This window comes from Chromatium okenii, assembly GCF_002958735.1.
Lineage (GTDB): Bacteria > Pseudomonadota > Gammaproteobacteria > Chromatiales > Chromatiaceae > Chromatium > Chromatium okenii_A.
This window is the reverse complement of record NZ_PPGH01000040.1, coordinates 1-21,758: the sequence shown is the minus strand read 5'-3', so window position 1 is coordinate 21,758 and position 21,758 is coordinate 1. Positions and strand designations below refer to the sequence as shown.

The window sequence follows — 21,758 nt, the reverse complement described above, 5'->3', positions numbered from 1 at the left end:
AAAGCGGCTGGCGCAGGCGATGCGCTGATCAAGCAAAGTGGCGCAGTCACCGTCGGCAGCGAAGTTAATCGGATTTATGAGCGCGTACCGTCGCGGTTGCAGATTGAAGACCCAGTGCTCCATCGCCGCATTGTGATTGACGCAGTGCACAGCCAAACCTGCGTGGTCTGGAATCCTTGGGTGGAAACTGCGGAGGCAATGGATGATCTGGATGATCTGGATGATCTTGATTATTTGCGGTTTATTTGTGTGGAAACAGTCAACACCGCCTCGGAAGTGATTGATATTCCAGCGCAGGGCGAGGCGCGAATCGGCGCGGAATATCGCATCGAGGCGCTCGGCGCATGAGCGATTGCAACGCCGTCACCGCCGCACATTGGCAAGATTGGCTGACGTGGGCAGCGGCGCACGGCGTGGCAGTGCCGAATGATGCTGCGTTTGTCGCAGCGCGGAGCGCGTCTGGGACGCCAGCGAATTCGTCGCCATCAGTGCTGCGCGGCATCCTGCTGAATTTGCGGAGTTGTTAAATCCCAATTATTTGACAAATCCCCCAACCCCCCTTTTCCAAAGGGGGGCTTTTCTTCCTCCCCCCTTAGAAAAAGGGGGGCAGGGGGGGATTTAGCACAACGCCTCGCCGTCGCCCTCACTGGAATCACCGATGACACCGCGCTACAGCGGGCGCTGCGCCAATTTCGTCGGCGCGAAATGGTGCGGATTATTTGGCGCGATCTTGCGGGCTGGGCGGAGTTGCCAGAAACGCTGGAGGATTTATCAGAGCTGGCGGATGTCTGCATTCAGCAAACGCTTGATTTGCTGCATATTTGGACATGCGCCGAACTCGGCACTCCGCGAGCAGCAGATGGGCGCGAATTGCATTTGATTGTGCTGGCGATGGGCAAATTAGGAGCGCGAGAACTCAATCTCAGCTCGGACATTGATTTGATTTTCGCGTTTGCGCAGAGCGGCGAAATTCGTGACGTACCGCGTCCGTTGACGCACGAGCAGTTTTTTGTGCGGCTGGCGCGGCGACTGGTGCAAACGCTGGCCAATCAAACGGCGGATGGTTTTGTGTTTCGCGTCGATACGCGGCTGCGTCCGTTTGGCGAAGTCGGGCCGTTGGCGATGAATTTTCAAGCACTTGAAGATTATTACCAATCGCAAGCGCGGGAGTGGGAACGCTACGCCATGATTAAAGCGCGTCCGGTCGCTGGCGATCCGGCGGACAGTGCGCAGTTGATGGCGCTGCTGCGGCCTTTTGTCTATCGGCGTTATTTGGATTTTGGCGCATTTGAATCGTTACGCGATCTCAAACGCATGATTGCTAAAGAACTCTATCGGCGTGGCATGGATGCCAATATCAAACTCGGCCCCGGTGGCATCCGCGAAATTGAATTCATCGGGCAAGCCTTTCAACTGGTGCGCGGCGGACGCGATCCTGAGTTGCAGGTACGCCCGATTCGGCAGGTGCTCGCGCTGCTGGCGGCGAAACAATTGATGCCAGCGGAAGCAGTGGCGCAACTCGACGCGGCGTATGAATTTTTGCGACTGGTGGAAAACCGGCTGCAAGCCCACCGCGACAAACAAACGCACATTCTTCCCGACGATGAAATCGGGCGCGAGCGGCTGGCGCGTTCGATGGGATTTGCGGATTGGGCGACATTTGCGCCGGTGCTGGATGCGCATCGCCGCGTGGTGCAACAGCAGTTTGATGAAGTGTTCGCTGCGCCCGATGCAGCAGAAGCGATTGACGGTGAAGCGAATTTGCAACTGCTGTGGTCTGGAACGCAGGAAACGGCTTCGGATGTGACGGCGCTGGCGCAGGCAGGTTTTGCTGATCCGGCGGCGGTGCAAACCTGCATTGCGCAATTCCGCGACGCGACCGATCGCAAAGGTTTGAGCAGTAAAGGGCGCGAGCGGCTGGCGCAGGTGATGCCGACCGTGCTGCGCATCAGCGCCGCCTGTGAACAACCGACGCTGGCGTTGACGCGAGTGTTGCGGCTGTTGGAAACCATCGTGCAGCGCACCGCGTATTTGGCAATGCTGATTGAATCGCCGGGGATTTTGGCGCAACTGTGCCGCTTGGCCGGAATGAGTCCGTGGTTCACCGAGCAGATTGGGCGGCAGCCGCTGTTGCTGGACGAATTGATTGATCCGCGTCGGTTGTATGCGCCGCTGCGCCGCGAGGATTTGGAAACCGAGTTGGATGCACTGTTGCTGCCGGTGGATGCAGCGGATTTGGAGCAGCAGATGGAGCGGCTGCATCAGTTCGTGCAGGGCAACGTGTTGCGCGTGGCGGCGGCGGATGTGACCGAGGTGATTCCGCTGATGATCGTCAGTGACTATCTCACGGAAATTGCGGAAGTGGCGCTGGCGCGAGTGCTGCAATTGACCTTCGAGCATTTGGTGCGCCAGCACGGGCGACCGACTGCGATCAATGGCGCGAACAGCGGTTTTCTGGTGCTCGGTTACGGCAAGCTCGGCGGGATTGAGCTGGGTTACGGCTCGGATTTGGATTTGGTGTTTGTGCACGGCAGCGATGACGTAATGGCGATGACCGACAGCGCCAAACCCGTCAGTAATGTGCAGTTTTATGCTCGCCTCGGCCAGCGCATGATTCACATGCTGACCACGCGCACCTTGTCTGGCGCGTTGTATGACGTGGATATGCGGCTGCGCCCGGACGGCAATAAAGGAATGTTGGTGCGCTCGCTGACTGCATTTGCCGCGTATCAGGAAACCGATGCGTGGACATGGGAACATCAGGCGCTGGTGCGAGCACGTCCAGTGGCGGGCGATCCGGTGCTGGCGCAACAGTTTGAGGCAGTGCGGCGAGCGGTGTTGTGTCGCCAGCGCGATCCGGCGCAGTTGCAGCGCGAAGTGCGCGAGATGCGCGAAAAGATGCGCGTCAATCTCGATAAAACCACCGCGCACCGCTTTGATCTCAAGCAGGGCGTGGGCGGTATTGCCGACATTGAGTTCATGGTTCAATACGCGGTGTTGCGCTGGGCGGCAGAACATTCGGCGCTGGTGGAGTGGACGGATAACATTCGATTGTTAGACACCTTGGCGCGGCTGGGACTGCTGCCGGGGCACACGGCGCAAATGCTCACCGATGCGTATAAAACCTTGCGGGCGATTTACCATCGCAACGCGCTAACGCAACAGCCGCAAACGATTGCTGCCGATCAATTGCTGGTTGAACGCGAGCAAGTGCGGATGCTGTGGCAAGTGTTGCTGGATAGCAATCATTAGATTATTGATTTTCTTGCGGAGTTGAACGATGGCGACGATGGAAGACCGCGACGGTCTGATTTGGTTAGATGGCGCAATGGTGCCGTGGCGTGAAGCAAAAACCCATGTGTTAACCCATACGCTGCATTACGGAATGGGCGTGTTTGAGGGCGTGCGGGCGTATCAAACCGCACAGGGCGCAGCAATTTTCCGCTTGGAAGAGCACACCAATCGCCTCTTCAATTCCGCGCACATTCTCAACATGAACATGCCGTGGGATCGCGCCACCATCAATCAGGCGCATCGTGACGTGGTGCGCGAGAACGGTTTGGATTCTGCGTACATTCGCCCGATGTGTTTTTACGGCTCAGAAGGCATGGGACTGCGGGCGGATAATTTGCAAGTGCACTGCATGGTTGCCGCGTGGTCGTGGGGCGCGTATCTCGGCGAAGACAACATGCGCAACGGCATTCGCATTCGCGTGTCATCGTTCACCCGGCATCACGTCAATATCACCATGTGCCGTGCCAAAGCCAACGGCAACTACATGAATTCCATGCTGGCGCTGCAAGAGGCGCTGCGCGATGGCTATGACGAAGCACTGCTGCTGGATGCGTCCGGTTATGTCATGGAAGGCAGCGGCGAGAATGTGTTTATCGTCCGCGACGGCATTTTGTACACGCCCGATCTGACCTCAGCACTCGACGGCATCACGCGCCGCACTGTCATCAATTTATGCGCTGAATTGGGTTTGCCGGTGGTGGAAAAGCGCATCACCCGTGATGAGGTTTACATTGCCGATGAAGCATTTTTCACTGGCACTGCTGCCGAGGTCACGCCAATTCGTGAAGTAGACGGTCGCGCTATCGGCAGCGGCACTCGCGGCCCAATCACCGAGCGGTTGCAAACGCTGTATTTCGATCAGGTACACGGTCGCCGCGATGTTCGTCCCGAATGGCTGACGCTGGTTGCGGCGTAATTTTTGCGACCGCATTCTCACGCTTAGGAGCACTCGCCCAATGTCTCAACCGCAATCGCAAGTTCATTCCACAATCTCCGCACCGGCTGGCGCGATTTCGGTCAGTCACCGCGATTTGCCGTTGTCTTGTCCGCCACCAGATGCGCCAGTATGGAACCAACATCCTCGCGTGTTTTTGCCGATTGAGGACGCGCCCAACGGTGAAGCAGTATGTCCGTATTGCGGCGCTCATTACGTTTTGACGGTTTGAACGCGCCAGCCAGCCTCTTGGTTTTGCGGCAAATTGCCCATAAATCCTCGCCGTCAAGAACTTTTTCATTCACTGTTTAATCTAAAACTCAGGAGCTATTTGTATGATAAATCAAGACAATTTTGCGGTGCGTAACCCGCAGGTGCTCGCCACCAGCGCCAACCGCGTACTGAAAAACACCTACATGTTGCTGGCAGCAACGCTGGGTTTCAGTGCGTTCACCGCATTTCTATCCATCATGTTGGCCATGCCAGCTTGGACGTATCTCGCCGCAGTGATCGTGTCGATGCTGCTAGGAATTTTCGTGCTGCCCAAAGCCGCCAATTCAGCGTCTGGTGTCGGCGTGATTTTTGCGATTACTGGTTTGTTGGGCTTTGGACTCGGCGCAATCCTGACGCAATATCTGGCGCTGCCGAATGGCGGCCAAATCGTCGGATTGGCGTTTAGCGGCACGGCAGCGATTTTCCTCGGCTTGTCCGGTTACGCGCTCACGACCAAACGTGATTTCAGTTTTATGGCGGGTTTCGTATTCGCCGGAATGATGGTGGTAATGATTGCGGCGATTGCTAATATCTTCCTGCACATGCCTGCGCTGTCATTAGCCATTTCATCGGCGATTATTTTGCTGATGAGCGGCTTTATTTTGATTGACACTGGACGCATCGCTCGCGGTGAAGAAACCAACTACATCATGGCAACCTATGGCATTTATCTGAGCATCTTCAACATCTTTATCAGTTTGTTGCAGATTCTTGGCATTATGAGCGACGATTAAACTTCGTCCCAGCGTTACCACGCTGAATAACAAAAACCCCGACTGCATCAGTCGGGGTTTTTTATTGTGCAGCGAATGGATTATTTTAATTGCCCATCATTGCTGCCAGTTGCTCAGTGCGATATTCCGTCAATAACGGATCAATCACTTGATCCAATTGCCCCGCCATAATTTCATCGAGCTTATACAACGTCAGGTTAATGCGATGATCGGTCAGGCGATTTTGCGGAAAATTATAGGTACGAATACGTTCAGAACGGTCGCCGCTGCCGACTTGTAATTTGCGCGATTCCGACTGTTCCGATGCCTGTGTTTCTCGCGCTCCCGCCAGCAATTTGGCATGTAGCAGCGACATCGCACGAGCGCGGTTTTTGTGCTGCGAACGCTCTTCCTGACATTCGACCACGATCCCGCTGGGAATGTGCGTGATGCGGATTGCGGAGTCGGTTTTATTGATGTGCTGACCGCCAGCGCCAGAAGCGCGATAAGTATCGGTGCGCAAATCGTTCGGATTTATATCAATCGCATCAATCGCTTCTGCTTCGGGCAGCACTGCGACCGTGCACGCGGAAGTGTGGACGCGCCCCTGCGATTCGGTTTCTGGCACACGCTGGACGCGATGTGCGCCCGGCTCGAATTTCAACCGCGAAAAGACGCCGTTGCCGCTGATGCGAATCACCACTTCTTTATAACCGCCTAATTCTCCGGCACTTTCTGAAACCTGTTCGGTGCGCCAGCCGAGCGTTTCGGCATAACGCAAATACATTCGCAACAAATCCGCCGCAAATAACGCTGCCTCTGCGCCGCCCGTGCCAGCGCGAATTTCCAGAAAGCTGTTGCACTGGTCGTTCGGATCGGGCGGAATCAATAACTGCTGCAATTCTGCTTCTAACGTCGCTCGCTGCGTGTCTATTTCCGCGATTTCATCCCGCGCCAGCGCCGCCAATTCTGCATCCGCCAACATCTCCTCGGCAGCCGCTAGATCACGCTCGGCATCTAAATAGCGGCGATAACAGGTCATCAGCGGTTCGAGCTGCGCGTATTCCCGCCCCAAATCCCGAAACCGATTTTGATCGGTTTGCGTGTCCGCCTCCGACAACAGCGCCATCACCTCACTGAAACGCTCGGCAATCCGCTCCAGCTTGCTGCGAATGGATGGATTCATGATGCCGTCGCTGAAGCGCGAGTTTGATCGAGTTGAAACAGCTCGTTGGCTGCGTCGAGGATTTCTGCGTCACCATCCCGTGCCGCTTGCCGCAAGCGTGAGCTGGGCGCATGGAGCAATTTGTTGGTGAGCGTGTGCGCGAGAAAACTCAACACTTCGCTCGGCGATTTACCGGCGTCGAGCTGGCGCTGGGCGCGGTTGAGCACTTCATCGCGCAATTCCTCGGCGCGTTGCCGGTAATCCTGAATCAGCCCAGCGGCATCGAGCGAACGCAGCCACGCCATAAATTCGCCGGAATGAAACGCGATGATTTCTTCCGCCTGTTCCGCTGCCGCCTGCCGCGAGCGCAGACCTTCGTCAATCACGCCCTGCAAATCGTCGATGGTGTACAGATAAACGTCATCCAATTCACCGACTTCCGGCTCGATGTCACGCGGAACCGCGATGTCCACCATGAAAATCGGGCGATGTTTGCGCTTCTTCAGCGCCCGCTCCACCGTGCCCTTGCCGAGCACCGGCAGCGGGCTGGCGGTGGACGCAATCACGATGTCGGCTTCCGGCAGATGGTTGGCAATTTCCGACAGCGAAATGGCAAAACCGTCGAACTGGGCAGCGAGATCGTGAGCACGTTCGACGGTGCGATTGGCAACGATGATGCGCCCGACGCCGTTGTGATGCAGATGCCGTGCTGCCAGTTCAATCGTTTCACCGGCGCCAATCAGCAGCGCGGTTTGCTGCGACAGATCGCTGAAAATCTGTCGCGCTAAATTGACCGCAGCGAACGCGACCGACACCGGACTGCTGCCGATGGCGGTTTCGGTTCGCACCGTTTTTGCCACAGAGAAAGTGTGCTGAAACAAGCGCCCCAGCAGTTTGCCGGTCGCAGCGCAATCGGTCGCGGTTTGATATGCGGCTTTGACTTGACCGAGAATTTGCGGCTCGCCGAGCACCAGCGAATCCAAGCCGCTCGACACGCGCAGCAGATGAATCACGGCATCGCGTTCGGCGTGGGCGTAGAGAAACGGATTCATCCGCTCGTGTTCCACACCGTGAAATCCGCTCAACCAGTGGCGAATGGTGTCTTCTGCGCCGTCCTGCGTCGCGCAATACAGCTCAGTACGGTTGCAGGTGGAAAGAATGACGCCCTCACGCACACCGGCGCATTTGGTCAAATCGCGCAGTGCACCCGCGATGATGTCTGGGCCAAAAGCCACCCGCTCGCGGATGTCAATCGGGGCAGTCTTATGGTTGAGTCCGAGAACAAGCAGCTTCATTAACATTTCTCCGGTTGAAACTCTGCCGTGCAGGGCGGCAGTTTTGAATGAGAGCCGGTCTTTCCCGGCGATTGGCCCGTGACGCAAAACAACGTAATGCTAACAATTTTCAGGCTAAAAAATTATCAGGCGCAGTTGCAACCGTGTCAAAATACCGCAATGACAATTTGCTGGCGCTGTAAAAATTGTTTTTCAACAGTTGACAGATTCTGAAAAGCCACTAGAATTGCGGGCTCTTAACGCGGGAATAGCTCAGTGGTAGAGCACAACCTTGCCAAGGTTGGGGTCGCGAGTTCGAGCCTCGTTTCCCGCTCCAAATATCCAACAAAAACAGCGATCATTTGATCGCTGTTTTTGTGTGTGTCGCGTTTATTGATTCGTCAATCCGGCGGCAGTTGAATCGCTGCCAACGCAGTCAACAGCCGATCGACATCAGTTTCCGAATGTGCCGCAGAGAGCGTGATGCGCAGCCGCGCAGTGCCTGCCGGAACCGTCGGCGGACGAATCGCACTGACCAAAATCCCCACTGTTTCAAGTTGTTGACTCCACGCCAGCGCCAGCTCGGCAGTCCCGACCAGCAACGGTTGAATCGGCGTGAATGAATTCGCCAGCGGCAAATCCAATTGCGCTGCGCCGTGCCGAAATCGCGCAATCAATGTCTGCAACTGTTCGCGTCGCCAATCTTCACGCTCGGCCAGCCGCAAACTCACGCGAGTCGCTTCGGCGAGCGCGGGCGGCATGGCAGTGGTGAAAATGTAACTGCGGGCGCGTTGAATCAGCGTTTCAATCACTTCCTCCGCGCCAGCGACAAATGCGCCGAACGTGCCAAATGCTTTGCCCAGCGTTCCCATCACGACCGTCGTTTCGTCCGCGCTCAACCCAAAATGATGCAGCGAGCCGCGCCCGCCGCGCCCCAGCACACCAAATCCGTGCGCATCATCAATCAGCAACCACGCGCCAGCGTCACGGGCAATCTGCATCAGCGCGGGCAGCGGCGCGAGATCGCCGTCCATGCTAAACACGCCGTCAGTGGCGATTAACTGCGGCGGGTCTTTTGCGATTAACTGATTGAGTTCATTGGTGTTGCAGTGCGGATAACGGCGCAGCGTGGCGCGAGACAGTTGTGCTCCATCGAGCAGCGAAGCGTGATTGAGCCGATCTTGAAATAGTGTGTCGCCGCGTCCGGTTAACGCGGTGATCACGCCGAGATTTGCCATGTAACCCGTTGAAAATAAAAGCACTCGCGGCTGTCCAGTGAATTCCGCCAACGCTTCTTCCAGCGCGTGATGCGCTGCCGTGTGACCGTTGACCAAATGCGCCGCGCCGCTGCCCACGCCCCAACGCGCTGCGCCGTGCTGCAACGCCGCAATCACGTCGGGATGATTGGCCAAACCGAGATAATCGTTGCTGCAAAAACTCAGCACTGACCGCCCATCGCTGCTGCCATGCGGCTGCGCTGGCGCGTCTTGAATGCGGCGACGGCGATACAAATGCGCCGCTTGCTGCGCGGCAAGCTGGGCGCGTAAATCGGCGATAAGTGTTTGATCGTTCATCCTTTTACGCAAACAACTTGTTTGAGCCGGTGCACGATTTCGACCAAATCGGACTGATTCGCCATCACTTGATCGATGTCCTTGTAAGCACTGGGAATTTCATCGAGAACGCCCTTGTCTTTGCGGCAAATCACGCCTTCCGTTTGCGTGGCTAAATCCGCCGTCGTGAACTGGCGTTCGGCAGCAGTGCGACTCATGCGCCGCCCCGCTCCATGCGCACAGGATTGAAAACTCTCAGGATTTCCTAATCCGCGCACAATGTAACTGCGCGCCCCCATGCTACCGGGAATAATGCCCAAATCGCCTGCTCGCGCTCGAATTGCGCCTTTGCGCGTCACCCAAACATCGGCTTGATAATGATGTTCACGCGCAACGTAATTGTGATGGCAATTCACAACCTCGGTCGTCACATTAAATACTGGCAAATGACGCGCCAGTGCCGCTAATACTAAAGTCATCATTTGATCGCGGTTTTCACGCGCATAGGACTGCGCCCAAGATACCGCTGCAACGTAATCATCAAAATGTTCACTGCCTTCTGGAAAATACGCTAAATCGCGGTCAGGAAGTTGAATAAACCAACGTTCCATATCGCGCCGCGCCAATTCAATAAAATAGTTCCCAATCGCATTGCCAATGCCACGACTCCCCGAATGCAGCATGATCCACACTTGACCGGCTTCATCTAAACAAATTTCAATAAAATGATTGCCACCGCCCAGCGTACCCATTTGATTTATCCAGTTGGAAAAGCGTCCGAATGCTTTGAGCAATTGCGGATGTTTTTCGGTCATGGTCTGCAACGGCGCAGCAAATGGCATTGCCGCTTCATTCAAAGCGCGTTCATCACGATGTTGTCCACGACCAACGGGAACATCGCGGCTAATTTGATCGAAGACCTTTTTTAATACGCGCTCATCAATCTGTTCGGCAGTTAATGAAGTACGCACTGCGGCCATGCCACAACCAATATCAACGCCAACCGCAGCGGGAATAATCGCTTGATGGGTCGCAATGACACTACCAATCGTCGCGCCAATTCCAGCATGAACATCAGGCATTGCTGCAACGTGATGATGAATAAATGGCAATTTGGAGATATTCAGCAATTGCTGACGGGCGGTCGAATCAAGATCATCAGTCCAAACTTTGACCGGCTTTTCGCCTTCAGTCATCACTTGTTTAATAGGCATGATTGACTCCGTTATCGGTTGATAATTGGATGATCGAACTCAATACTTTACACTGAATAATGATCAGCGCAATGATTTACTGATGCCGCTGAAATTAAAAACCCGCTCACTACATCAATAGCGAGCGGGTTTTATTCAGCGTTGGTGATTATTTAGATTTGGTTCCCGGCAATGCGTTGGAGTCAATATATGCCTCCAACCGTTTTAATAACTCAGGAAAACGCTCCACGAAAAACAGTGGCTGGGTCTCGCGGGGATTGTTCGGGCTGGTTTCATTGCGCCCGTATTGCAAACCCTCGTCAGTGAGATTCCAGAACCACTTAATCTCATTATTGCGACCCTTGCGCGACAGGTGTTGAAGAATACCCATTGCTTCTAATGCGGGATTGACCTTCTTGGCGACTTGACTGCCGAGCGGATGTCCGATCTCTTTCAATAGCGGAGTAATCGCTCTGACCAGTGGTTCATCGACATAATCCGGTAGAAAATCAGGTGAAATGTTTTCACTCTCAGCGATCTTCGTCAGCATCCGAATCTTACTGGTATCTGACATGCGCAACATTCGTGCTGCTGCTTCTGCAATAAATATCTTGGCAGCAAGTTCACGGGAAACTTGCGGTGAATTGCTCTGAATATCCTGTTCAATATGATATCCGCCGGTCTTGCGAATAGAAGGCAAAACTTCTTCAAACACCCATTGTTCAAAACGTTCAGCTGATGGAAGGTTAGACCCGACAATCAAGCGATAAAGATCAGGTTCATGAATGACGCGAACTTTCTGCATTCCGCCGGCAGTTTTAAGGAGGTGGTACTTTGCCACCCCCTTGCAATGTTGCTTGATTGCGTTGACAGAATCCTTGTATTCAAGGGCATCAGCAACGTCCTTGGCAACAAACAAAGGATCGCCGTTTTCGTCGTGGATGATGCGAATCTTGAATGAGTCAAACGAGAAAAGGATGATATTTTGCGAGGTCATGAAGTGACACTCCTACTAGTTCTTCTCAAGGAACAAATGCCAAAAACTGGCATCCCGTAGGGGCTTGAGACCGCTAGTAGACGGCGGGATTATTCGCGGGATTGCTCCCCTTATTTCTCCGCACCCCCACGATATGCTTCAATCGTGGTCTTAATTGGACGAGCAGCCTAGCTATTAAAAAATCGCTGACTCTCGTGTGCGGGTAACGCTACTAGGTGTGTCTCAAGTACCTGCAACACAGAAAACCACACCCATCAAAAGATGTCAACCACAATCAATAAAAATCCGATTAAACGCGTTTTCTGCGTTGCGGTGGTTGCGGATCAAGCGGCGCAGTGAGTTGTTGATACCGCTCGAATAAAAAAGCCACACGATCCGTCTCACCACTGAATTTCTGTTTTGAGTACGCTGCATCCACTGCTGCATCCAATTGGCGATGTGCTTTAACCAATTCAGCCGGCATCGTTAATGGATCATAAAGCGTGGCAAGTGACGCATTTGGCGATTGATCTCTAGCATCTAATACCGCCTGCGCTGCCTGTTCTATTTTATTGCGCTGTTTATCAGTGATTGATTCCGGCCACGAGAAATTGTTGTAAACGATGCCTACAGAATAACGGTAACGACTTTCAAGACGACCGCAGACGGTGCGCATCCAAGCCATGTGCATTGCTGAAGTTAAAACACCAAAATGGTAAAGCGTTGCATCAGAAACGATTTTAACAAGACTGCTTGCGAGAGTTTCTGGTTCTAAAAATCCTATTGGAATGTAACGCCGTTTTTCGGAAGATACTTCAGGAATGACTAAATAACGAGAATTAGGCATGTTCTCAACATGAAATCGCGTTGGCATATCCGCTAATTTATTGGTTGGTTTGCTTTTGCTTGCAAGCCGAAACCTTTGTACTGCATGAACACGTTTCATCGCTTCTGGCATTTTCTGCAAATGATCTGGCGGACATTTTCCAAGCCATAAACACCAGCGTTCATATCCGTTAATGAATTCATCACTACCCAGCCAACGCCGAAAATAAGTAGCGGCAGCAGGCTCTCGATTGATAAACTCATCGCGTTCCTCCGTCGTAAATAAATAATTGCCATCATCAATTGGTTTATTGCCAATACCAATTTTGGGAGCATTACAAATTGGTTTATTTCGTTTTGAAACTACTGTGTCAGACGCATCGACCAGATACGGGTTGATATTTTTTGCTTTAGTTTCTATCGCTTCAGCTTGCGCCGTTTCATAATCGAATAATTGCTTATTGGTTGTTTCATACAATGCAAAGCCAACAATCACGCAATGCACTGCTGCCTTGCCTTTTGCCTCACTTGACCATTGAAAAGTGCGATGCGCAAAATGAATTTTAACGCCGCGTTTTAATAAATCTGGCCATAACACACCAACCTGTTCACCCTGCGTAACCGAATTGGTTGAAACAAAAGCAGTTTTAATTGATGGCTGATCCTTCATGTAATCCGCTGCTTTACGATACCAAGCGGAAACAAAATCAAGTATGCCTGCGCCTTTTACGTCGTAGAAAATACTGGCAACCTCTGTACGCTGGGCATCACTCATATATTTTGAGCCAACAAACGGCGGATTCCCTAAAATATAATTCAATTCTGCTGGTGTCACTACATCACACCAATCAACTTGTAGCGCATTGCCATGACGAATTGTTGCGGAATGGGTGAGCGGAATTCGTAAATAATTTATGCCGAATTCTTGAGATGCCAGTTGATTCATTTGATGATCGGTCAACCACAGTGCAGTTTGGGCAATTTGCGCTGGAAATTCCTCAATTTCAATCCCATAAAACTGATTGACATTGCAGCGAATGTTAAGCTCAACGCCAATGGATAAATCTTTGGATGCGCCAAACAGCGCCCGCAACACTTCCAATTCAAGCAAGCGCAATTCCCGATAAACGATGACCAGAAAGTTGCCGCAACCGCAAGCTGGATCAAGGAATTTTAAGCTGGCGAGCTTTTCTTGAAACGCAAATAAATTGCTTTTGCTCTGCCGTTTGACGCGCTCAAATTCAGCCCGCAGTTCATCTAAAAATAACGGTTTAATCAGTTTTAAGATATTCGTTTCTGACGTGTAATGTGCGCCCAGATGACGGCGATTTTTAGCGTCCATCACCGACTGAAATAAAGCGCCAAAGATCGCCGGTGAAATCCGCCCCCAATCCAAAGCGCAACCTTCCAATAAAAGCTCGCGCATTTCCCGATCAAAGGCAGCAGTGGGTAAATGCTCGGCAAACAATTGACCGTTAATATAACGAAACGCGGCAAGCTGCGGATCAAGATGCGTTAAACGTTTTTCGTGCGGCGCATTTAATACTTCAAAACAATTTGCCAGCCATTGCGCTAAATCTTGTCCATCTTCTGCGGTGCGCTGTTCAATTAAATCTTGAAACTGATTGACTTCAAAAATGCCGGTATGTTCGGCAAATAAACAAAACACCAGCCGCACCAAATACACTTCCAACGCATGACCGTCATAACCGCTGCTTTTTAATTTGTCATGCAGTAAACCCATGCGCTCGGCAGCTTTCAGATTGATTGGGTCTTGTTCTTTATAGGCAACCGTTTGATAACCTGCCATAAAACCGAATAAATGAACGTGATTGACCAATTCTGACAATAAAAAATCATGCTGTTCATTTTCTTCTAAATCATACAACCGAAACCGCGCAAAATCGCACACCAATACATAATGCGGCAATTCACGTTCTTTCAAGCCGTGAAAATAATCCGTCGCTTGCGTATGCGCACGGTCTAAACTTTTGCCGCGTGATTTATGTTCAACCAACAACTTGCCTTTCCACAGCAAATCAATATAACCAGTGCGTCCATCCACTGTTTTTACGCGCCGTTCAAAATTCGCTAGCCGCCGCCGACTCACGCCAAAGATATTAAAAAAACCATCCCAAAACGATTTGGCTTCTGCATCTTCTGCGCATTCATCCGCCCATTCCCGCGAAAATTGGAGAGCGCGATCTTTGATTTCATTCCAAGATAATGGCATAGAGAACTCTTAACACGCAGAAGATTGAATACAGAGTTTAACTGATCTTCAACTCGAATTCAGCATAATATTGATGCGATGATTATAACAAAAAACCCGCTCACTACATAAATAGCGAGCGGGTTTTATGTAGCGTTGGCGATTATTGAGAGTTGGTTCCCGGCAATGCGTTGGAGTCAATATATGCCTCCAAACGTTTTAATAACTCAGGAAAACGCTCCACGAAAAACAGCGGCTGGGTCTCGCGGGGATTGTTCGGGCTGGTTTCATTGCGCCCGTATTGCAAACCCTCGTCAGTGAGATTCCAGAACCACTTAATCTCATTATTGCGACCCTTGCGCGACAGGTGTTGAAGAATACCCATTGCTTCTAATGCGGGATTGACCTTCTTGGCAACTTGACTGCCGAGCGGATGTCCGATCTCTTTCAATAGCGGAGTAATTGCTCTGACCAGTGGTTCATCGACATAATCCGGTAGAAAATCAGGTGAAATGTTTTCACTCTCAGCGATCTTCGTCAGCATCCGAATCTTACTGGTATCTGACATGCGCAACATTCGTGCTGCTGCTTCTGCAATAAATATCTTGGCAGCAAGTTCACGGGAAACTTGCGGTGAATTGCTCTGAATATCCTGTTCAATATGATATCCGCCGGTCTTGCGAATAGAAGGCAAAACTTCGGCAGTGACCCACTTGCGGAACTTGTGTGGAACAGTGCCGGACTTGGTCGCATCGCGGCAGCGCAGAATCATCGTGTACAGACCCGACTCGTTGATAATACTGACTTCTTGCATTCCGCCTAGGGTCTGCATTGAGTACAGACCCTTTTCGTCATCATCGAGTTTACGAATCGCTGTCGGGTCAACGTTAAGCGCCGAACAGACATCTGTAGCAATAAACCAAGGATCGCTGTCAATCAGAATCATGCGGATGTCAAAGCTGGCGTTTTCAGAAGGTGAGAACGTAAAAACGGAGGGATTTACGGCGTTGGAAATTGAATTAAACATAACAATTACCCGTTTGCTTCTTTGAAGGAAGACCCTAATAGGGTCGTTGTGGGGCTTCAAACCGCAAACAGACGGCGGGATTATTCGTGAGATAACTCTCCTTATTTCTCCGCACCCCCCAGCGAAAAAAATGAAACTGGGGAAATAATAAACCACTAACTTTCGAGTGTGGCATCGCTGTTTGAGGTTTTTGAAGCACCTGCGCTATAGAAAAACACGCTTATCAAAAGATGTCAACCACAATCAATAAAAATCTGATTAACCCCGTTTTCTGCGTTTCGGTTGTTGCGGATCAAGCGGCGCAGTGAGTTGTTGATACCGCTCGAATAGAAAAGCCACGCGATCCGTATCACCACTGAACTTCTGTTTGGAATACGCTGCATCAACCGCACGATCTAATTGACGATGCGCTTTAACCAATTCGGCAGGCATCGTTAATGGATCATAAAGCGTGGCAAGTGACGCATTTGGCGATTGATCTCTAGCATCTAATACCGCCTGCGCTGCCTGTTCTATTTTATTGCGCTGTTTATCAGTGATTAATTCCGGCCAAGGAAAGTTATTGTAAACGATGGTATTTGAGTATTGATAACGGCTTTCAAGTCGTCCGCAAACCGTGCGCACCCAAGCCATGTGCATTGCTGAAGTTAAAACGCCAAAGTGATAAATTGATGCGTCTGGAATGATTAAAGCAGAACCGCTGGCAATGATGTTTGAATGACAAAATCCAATGGGAATATAATCTCTGTTTTCTGAAGATACCTTTGGCACTAAAAGATACTGCGTTGCAGGTTGTCTTATTTCGCCGAATAGAGCGGGTGTTTTTGCAAGCAATTTTGTTTGTTCCCGATTACTGGAAAGTCGATATTGCTTGTTAAGCTCAATCCGTTTTTTAATCAATTTAGAGCGGCAGGCTTCAACAAGATCGCAGTCAACTAACCACAGGCAATATCTTGAGATATTGTTAATAAACTCATCGCCCCCAGAATATCGACGAATAAATCGCTCTGTTGTGGAATCAGCGGCAATCATTTCCTCTTTTTCTTCTTCATTCAATATCAAATGACCCTTGTCTATCGGCATACTGCCGTATGCTATTTCTGGCGCATTTTTTGATAATGGTTGTGAGCGGCGTTCAATAAAAACAGTGTTCGCATCAACCAAATAAGGATTGATGTTGTTAGGTTTAATTTCGCTGGGTTCAGACTGTGGTGTTTCATAAACAAAAAGCTGTTTTTTTACTGCATCGTGCAATGCAAATCCGACGATCACGCAATGCACCGCAGCCTTGCCTTTTGCCTCACTCGACCATTGAAACGTGCGATGCGCAAAATGAATTTTAACGCCGCGTTTTAATAAATCTGACCATAACACGCCAACTTGTTCGCCTTGTGTAATTGAATTAGTTGAGACAAAAGCTGTTTTAATTGCCAGATGCGCTACCATATAATCAACTGCTTTGCGATACCAAGCAGCGACAAAATCTAAATTGCCCATGCCTTGAACATTCTGAAATACTTGCGCCATATCAGTTTTTTGAGAGTCGCTCTGCTCTTTTTTTCCAACAAACGGCGGATTCCCTAAAATATAATTCAATTCTGCTGGTGTCACTACATCACACCAATCAACTTGTAGCGCATTGCCATGACGAATTGTCGCGGAATGGGTGAGCGGAATTCGTAAATAATTTATGCCGAATTCTTGAGATGCCAGTTGATTCATTTGATGATCGGTCAACCACAGTGCAGTTTGGGCAATTTGCGCTGGAAATTCCTCAATTTCAATCCCATAAAACTGATTGACATTGCAGCGAATGTTAAGCTCAACGCCAATGGATAAATCTTTAGATGCGCCAAACAGCACCCGCAACACTTCCAATTCAAGCAAGCGCAATTCCCGATAGACGATGACCAGAAAATTGCCGCAACCGCAAGCTGGATCAAGGAATTTTAAGCTGGCGAGCTTTTCTTGAAACGCAAATAAATTGCTTTTGCTCTGCCGTTTCACGCGCTCAAATTCAGCCCGCAGTTCATCTAAAAATAACGGTTTAATCAGTTTTAAGATATTCGTTTCTGACGTGTAATGTGCGCCCAGATGACGGCGATTTTTAGCGTCCATCACCGATTGAAATAAAGCGCCAAAGATCGCAGGTGAAATTCGCCCCCAATCCAACGCACAACTTTCTAATAATAGATCGCGCATTTTTCGATCAAAAGCCGCAGTCGGTAACTGTTCGGCAAATAGTTGACCGTTAATATAACGAAATGCGGCAAGCTGCGAATCAAGATGCGTTAAACGTTTTTCATGTGGCGTACTCAATACCTCAAAGCAATTCGCCAGCCATTGCGCCAAATCTTGTCCATCTTCTGCGGTGCGTTGTTCAATTAAATCTTGAAATTGATTGACTTCAAAAATGCCGGTATGTTCGGCAAATAAACAAAACACCAGCCGCACTAAATACACTTCCAACGCATGACCGTCATAACCGCTGCTTTTTAGTTTGTCATGTAGTAAACCCATGCGCTCGGCAGCTTTCAGATTGATTGGGTCTTGTTCCTTAATGGCAACCGTTTGATAACCGGCCATAAAGCCAAATAAATGAACGTGATTCACCAATTCGGATAATTGGAACTCGTATTGCGCATTGGCATCTAAATCATATAATCGAAACCGTGCAAAATCGCACACCAATACATAACGCGGCAATTCGCGTTCTTTCAAACCATGAAAATAATCGGTCGCTTGTGCGTGAGCACGGTCTAAACTTTTGCCGCGTGATTTGTGTTCAACCAATAACTTGCCTTTCCACAGCAAATCAATATAACCAGACCGACCGTCAATCTGTTTAACATACACTTCAAAACTTGCCATGCGGCGACGAGTGATACCAAAGATATTAAAAAACCCATCCCAAAAGGATTTGGCTTCTGCATCTTCTGAGCATTCATCCGCCCATTCCCGCGAAAATTGGAAAGCGCGATCTTTGATTTCATTCCAAGATAATGGCATGGTGAATCTCTATACAGTCAATTAAAGCGCTTATTTAACCACAATGATTTTATTTGTGTCACGCGATCTGCATCACCAGTGAAATTTTGGTTAGAATAGGTAGCGTCCAATTGATGATGCGCTTTAACTAATTCATTTGGAATTGTTAATGGATCATAAAGCGCAGCAAGTGACATATTTGGCAATATGGCGCGAGCATTTAATACCGCTGGCGCTGCCTGTTCTATTTTGTTATGCCAGCAATTAAATCGCTATTTTTTGAATACGTTGGCAAGATTAAGCCGCAGTTTAAGCATGGCGCAGTGCTTTGCTTCCGCATTTTCTCGCAACCGCCCCTGTGCTATTTTGCAACGTTTTCAACCACCAACAGGATCGCCATGTCATTGGATCGCTCCGACATCGACAAAATCGCCCAGCTCGCACGGCTGGCGCTTGCTCCCGAAAACACTGACCGCCTTGCTGTTGATTTATCTAACATTCTCGCGTTGGTCGCACAAATGGACGCTGTGGACACCAGCGGCGTGTTGCCAATGGCGCACCCGCTGCACATGACCCAGCGCCTGCGCCCCGATCAACCCACAGAATCGGATCAACGCGAACGATTTCAAGAACTTGCGCCGCTCACCGACAGCGGTCTGTATTTGGTTCCCAAGGTGATTGACTGATGCAAAACAAGACGATAGCCCAACTTGCCGCCGAGCTGCGGTTGCGCAAGTATTCCAGCGTTGAATTAACGCAACATTATTTAGATCGCATTCAACGCCTTGATCCGCAACTGAATAGTTTTATCACTGTCGCCGCAGAGTCGGCGCTGGCAGCAGCGGCGCGTGCCGATCACGCCTTGAAAGCTGGTGACGCCGGTCCGCTCACCGGAATTCCCATCGCACATAAAGACATTTTCTGCACTGCGGGAGTAAAAACCACTTGCGGATCAAAGATGTTGGACAATTTCATTGCGCCTTATGATGCCACTGTTGTCGAGAAATTAGCTGCGGCTGGCGCGGTCATGTTGGGAAAAACCAACATGGACGAATTTGCAATGGGATCAAGTAACGAAACCAGTTTTTATGGCGCAGTTCACAATCCTTGGGATACGCAGCGCGTTCCCGGCGGCTCATCGGGCGGATCGGCAGCGGCAGTTGCAGCGCGGCTGTGCCCAGTCGCCACCGGAACCGACACCGGCGGCTCCATTCGGCAACCCGCCGCGCTGTGCGGAATCACTGGCATCAAACCCACTTATGGGCGTTGTTCGCGCTGGGGCATGATCGCCTTTGCATCGTCACTCGATCAGGCTGGCGTTATGGCGCGTTCGGCCGCCGATGCAGCATTTATTCTCGATGAAATGGCCGGTTTTGATGAACGCGATTCCACCAGCGTCAATGAACTTGTACCTGATTATGTCGATGCGTTAGATAATGATCTTCATGGACTGCGTATTGGTCTTCCAAAAGAGTATTTTGGCGCAGGATTAGATGCGCGTATTGCCGCATCAATTGATGAAGCATTAAAAGAATTTCAACGGCTCGGCGCAACACTGCATGAGATTAGTTTACCGAATAGTCCATTATCTGTTCCAGTGTATTATGTCGTTGCACCAGCAGAATGTTCATCCAATCTCGCTCGGTTTGATGGAGTGCGTTACGGTCATCGCTGCGATAATCCACAAGACTTAAAAGATTTGTATTGCCGCAGTCGCGCTGAAGGCTTTGGCGCAGAAGTACAACGCCGCATTTTAATTGGCACTTATGTTTTATCTGCTGGCTATTACGATGCCTATTATTTGAAAGCGCAGCGCATTCGTCATTTAATTGCTGATGATTTCAATCGCGCCTTTGAACAAGTTGATGTCATTATGGGCCGACCAGCCCAACGACGCATTTCCGCTCGGCGTGAACTACGATGATCCCGTCGCAATGTATCTCAATGACATCTATACCATTGCCACCAATCTTGCCGGATTGCCCGGCATGTCAATTCCCGTCGCACCAGTGGATAGTTTGCCAGTAGGTTTACAAATCATCGGCAATTATTTTGATGAAGCGCGGTTATTAAATGTGGCACATCGTTTTCAACATGTCACCATTGGCATCAAGCAGCTCCCGCTGGCTTTGAATAAACAACCACTGCTTTTTTTCATTCATAACCTTTACGCAGGTCAATTGAGATTATGAGAATTCTCGTCACCGGCAGCGCCGGATTTATTGGCTCGGCATTATCACTGCGTCTATTAGAACGCGGCGATGAAGTGATTGGGATTGATAATCTCAATGATTATTACGATGTCAATCTGAAAGAAGCACGACTGAAGCGCACATTGAATTATGCTGGCTATCGAGATTTGCGCTTTGATATTGAAGACGGAGAACGCTTAATGAGGTTTTTGCGAGTTTTCGTCCAGAACGCGTGGTGAATCTGGCAGCACAAGCTGGTGTACGCTATTCAATTGAAAATCCGCTGGCGTATGTACGCACCAATCTATTGGGTTTTGCCAATGTATTAGAAGCCTGCCGCCATCATGGCGTGGAGCATTTGTGTATATGCGTCGAGCAGTTCAGTATACGGCGCAAATACTGAAATGCCCTTTTCAGTGCATCACAACGTCGATCACCCATTAAGTCTGTATGCAGCAAGTAAAAAAGCCAATGAATTAATGGCGCACACGTATAGCCATTTGTATCTTATTCCGACAACTGGATTGCGCTTTTTCACGGTATACGGTCCTTGGGGACGCCCAGATATGGCGTTATTCAAATTCACTCGCGCTATTCTTGCTGGTGAACCAATTCAAGTCTTCAATTATGGAAAACACCGACGCGATTTCACTTTATTGATGACATTGTAGAAGGTGTGATTCGCGTCTTGGATCGAATGCCAATGGGAAATCCCGATTGGTCTGGGGCTGCGCCAGATGCTGCAACCAGTCAAGCACCTTATCGGTTGTATAACATTGGCAACAATCAACCGGTTGAGTTAATGGAATATATTGGCTATTTGGAACAGTGTTTAGAAAAACAGGCGGATATGGAATTGCTGCCATTACAACCCGGTGATGTGCCAGATACTTTTGCAGACGTGTCTGATTTAGTGCGTGATACGGGTTATTTTCCCAGCACACCAGTTGCCGAAGGTGTCGCACGATTCGTTGAATGGTATCGGGCGTTTTATCAAGTTTGAGGCATTAAAAAACCGCTCCCGATTATTGATTCGGGAGCGGTTTATTCAAACGATCGGCTTAATAATAATAGGTATCATCCATAATACCGACAGTTGCAACATTATTCTCGCTCAGTGTTGCATTCACAGCGTCAGT

15 protein-coding genes, 1 tRNA gene and 3 pseudogenes are annotated in these 21,758 nt (G+C 50.2%); 10 read left to right on the top strand and 9 right to left on the bottom strand.

Annotation, left to right across the window (positions count from 1 at the left end):
- From CXB77_RS18285 to CXB77_RS18265, 6 genes and pseudogenes are all read left to right on the top strand, one after another.
- A pseudogene (locus CXB77_RS18285) lies at window positions 1-348 on the top strand (D-hexose-6-phosphate mutarotase); the annotation flags it as partial.
- Window positions 345-527 (top strand): hypothetical protein, encoded by a 183-nt coding sequence (locus CXB77_RS22715; protein WP_242445873.1) that lies wholly within the window; start codon window positions 345-347, stop codon window positions 525-527. The pseudogene CXB77_RS18285 and the gene CXB77_RS22715, both read left to right, overlap by 4 nt.
- On the top strand, window positions 511-3,252 hold the full coding sequence (gene glnE / locus CXB77_RS18280) for a bifunctional [glutamate--ammonia ligase]-adenylyl-L-tyrosine phosphorylase/[glutamate--ammonia-ligase] adenylyltransferase (protein ID WP_347338199.1): 2,742 nt from the start codon (window positions 511-513) through the stop codon (window positions 3,250-3,252). Before CXB77_RS22715 ends, glnE begins: the two co-directional genes overlap by 17 nt.
- Before the next feature lie 28 nt (window positions 3,253-3,280).
- Window positions 3,281-4,210, top strand: a complete 930-nt coding sequence (locus CXB77_RS18275; protein ID WP_105074876.1) for a branched-chain amino acid transaminase — start codon at window positions 3,281-3,283, stop codon at window positions 4,208-4,210.
- Window positions 4,211-4,250: 40 nt separating this feature from the next.
- Window positions 4,251-4,460: a zinc-finger domain-containing protein gene (locus CXB77_RS18270; RefSeq protein ID WP_105074875.1), complete on the top strand. Its 210-nt coding sequence runs from the start codon at window positions 4,251-4,253 to the stop codon at window positions 4,458-4,460.
- A 103-nt stretch (window positions 4,461-4,563) separates the two neighbouring features.
- On the top strand, window positions 4,564-5,235 hold the full coding sequence (locus CXB77_RS18265) for a Bax inhibitor-1/YccA family protein (RefSeq protein WP_105074874.1): 672 nt from the start codon (window positions 4,564-4,566) through the stop codon (window positions 5,233-5,235).
- Between the two features lie 85 nt (window positions 5,236-5,320).
- Here the strand turns inward: CXB77_RS18265 and prfA are convergent, their stop codons facing one another.
- Together prfA and hemA are read right to left on the bottom strand one after the other, a co-directional pair.
- Window positions 5,321-6,400, bottom strand: coding sequence for a peptide chain release factor 1 (prfA, locus tag CXB77_RS18260; protein WP_105074873.1), 1,080 nt, complete (start codon window positions 6,398-6,400; stop codon window positions 5,321-5,323).
- A complete protein-coding gene (gene hemA / locus CXB77_RS18255) occupies window positions 6,397-7,674 on the bottom strand; it encodes a glutamyl-tRNA reductase (RefSeq protein ID WP_105074967.1) in 1,278 nt (425 codons plus the stop codon). The genes prfA and hemA overlap by 4 nt, the downstream gene beginning before the upstream one ends.
- A 241-nt stretch (window positions 7,675-7,915) precedes the next feature.
- Here hemA and CXB77_RS18250 point away from each other — a divergent pair.
- A tRNA-Gly gene (locus tag CXB77_RS18250) sits at window positions 7,916-7,990 on the top strand.
- Between the two features lie 64 nt (window positions 7,991-8,054).
- On the opposite strand, the gene bioF is transcribed toward CXB77_RS18250, so the two are convergent.
- From bioF to CXB77_RS24910, 7 genes are all read right to left on the bottom strand, one after another.
- Window positions 8,055-9,227 carry an 8-amino-7-oxononanoate synthase gene (gene bioF / locus CXB77_RS18245; protein WP_105075002.1) on the bottom strand — a complete coding sequence of 391 codons (1,173 nt, stop codon included), beginning with the start codon at window positions 9,225-9,227 and terminating at the stop codon, window positions 8,055-8,057.
- Window positions 9,224-10,420, bottom strand: coding sequence for an RtcB family protein (locus CXB77_RS18240; RefSeq protein ID WP_105075001.1), 1,197 nt, complete (start codon window positions 10,418-10,420; stop codon window positions 9,224-9,226). Before CXB77_RS18240 ends, bioF begins: the two co-directional genes overlap by 4 nt.
- A 148-nt stretch (window positions 10,421-10,568) precedes the next feature.
- Window positions 10,569-11,396 (bottom strand): BRO-N domain-containing protein, encoded by an 828-nt coding sequence (locus CXB77_RS20595; RefSeq protein ID WP_105075000.1) that lies wholly within the window; start codon window positions 11,394-11,396, stop codon window positions 10,569-10,571.
- Window positions 11,397-11,685: 289 nt separating this feature from the next.
- The gene (locus CXB77_RS18230) at window positions 11,686-14,433 is read right to left on the bottom strand and encodes a DNA methyltransferase (RefSeq protein WP_105074999.1); all 2,748 of its coding nucleotides are present in this window, start codon (window positions 14,431-14,433) and stop codon (window positions 11,686-11,688) included.
- 142 nt (window positions 14,434-14,575) lie between these two features.
- Entirely contained in the window at window positions 14,576-15,358 is a 783-nt protein-coding gene (locus tag CXB77_RS18225) for a BRO-N domain-containing protein (protein WP_197711102.1), read from the bottom strand.
- Window positions 15,359-15,697: 339 nt separating this feature from the next.
- Entirely contained in the window at window positions 15,698-18,448 is a 2,751-nt protein-coding gene (locus CXB77_RS18220; RefSeq protein WP_105074868.1) for a DNA methyltransferase, read from the bottom strand.
- A gap of 17 nt (window positions 18,449-18,465) precedes the next feature.
- Entirely contained in the window at window positions 18,466-18,624 is a 159-nt protein-coding gene (locus CXB77_RS24910) for a type IIL restriction-modification enzyme MmeI (protein ID WP_369681228.1), read from the bottom strand.
- 201 nt (window positions 18,625-18,825) lie between these two features.
- Between CXB77_RS24910 and gatC the strand changes: the two genes are divergently transcribed.
- From gatC to CXB77_RS18205, 3 genes and pseudogenes are all read left to right on the top strand, one after another.
- The gene (gatC, locus tag CXB77_RS18215; protein WP_105074966.1) at window positions 18,826-19,113 is read left to right on the top strand and encodes an Asp-tRNA(Asn)/Glu-tRNA(Gln) amidotransferase subunit GatC; all 288 of its coding nucleotides are present in this window, start codon (window positions 18,826-18,828) and stop codon (window positions 19,111-19,113) included.
- Window positions 19,113-20,564, top strand: a pseudogene (gatA, locus tag CXB77_RS18210) (Asp-tRNA(Asn)/Glu-tRNA(Gln) amidotransferase subunit GatA). Before gatC ends, gatA begins: the two are co-directional and overlap by 1 nt.
- Before the next feature lie 51 nt (window positions 20,565-20,615).
- Window positions 20,616-21,622 (top strand): annotated as a pseudogene (locus CXB77_RS18205) (NAD-dependent epimerase).
- Window positions 21,623-21,758: the final 136 nt, after the last annotated feature.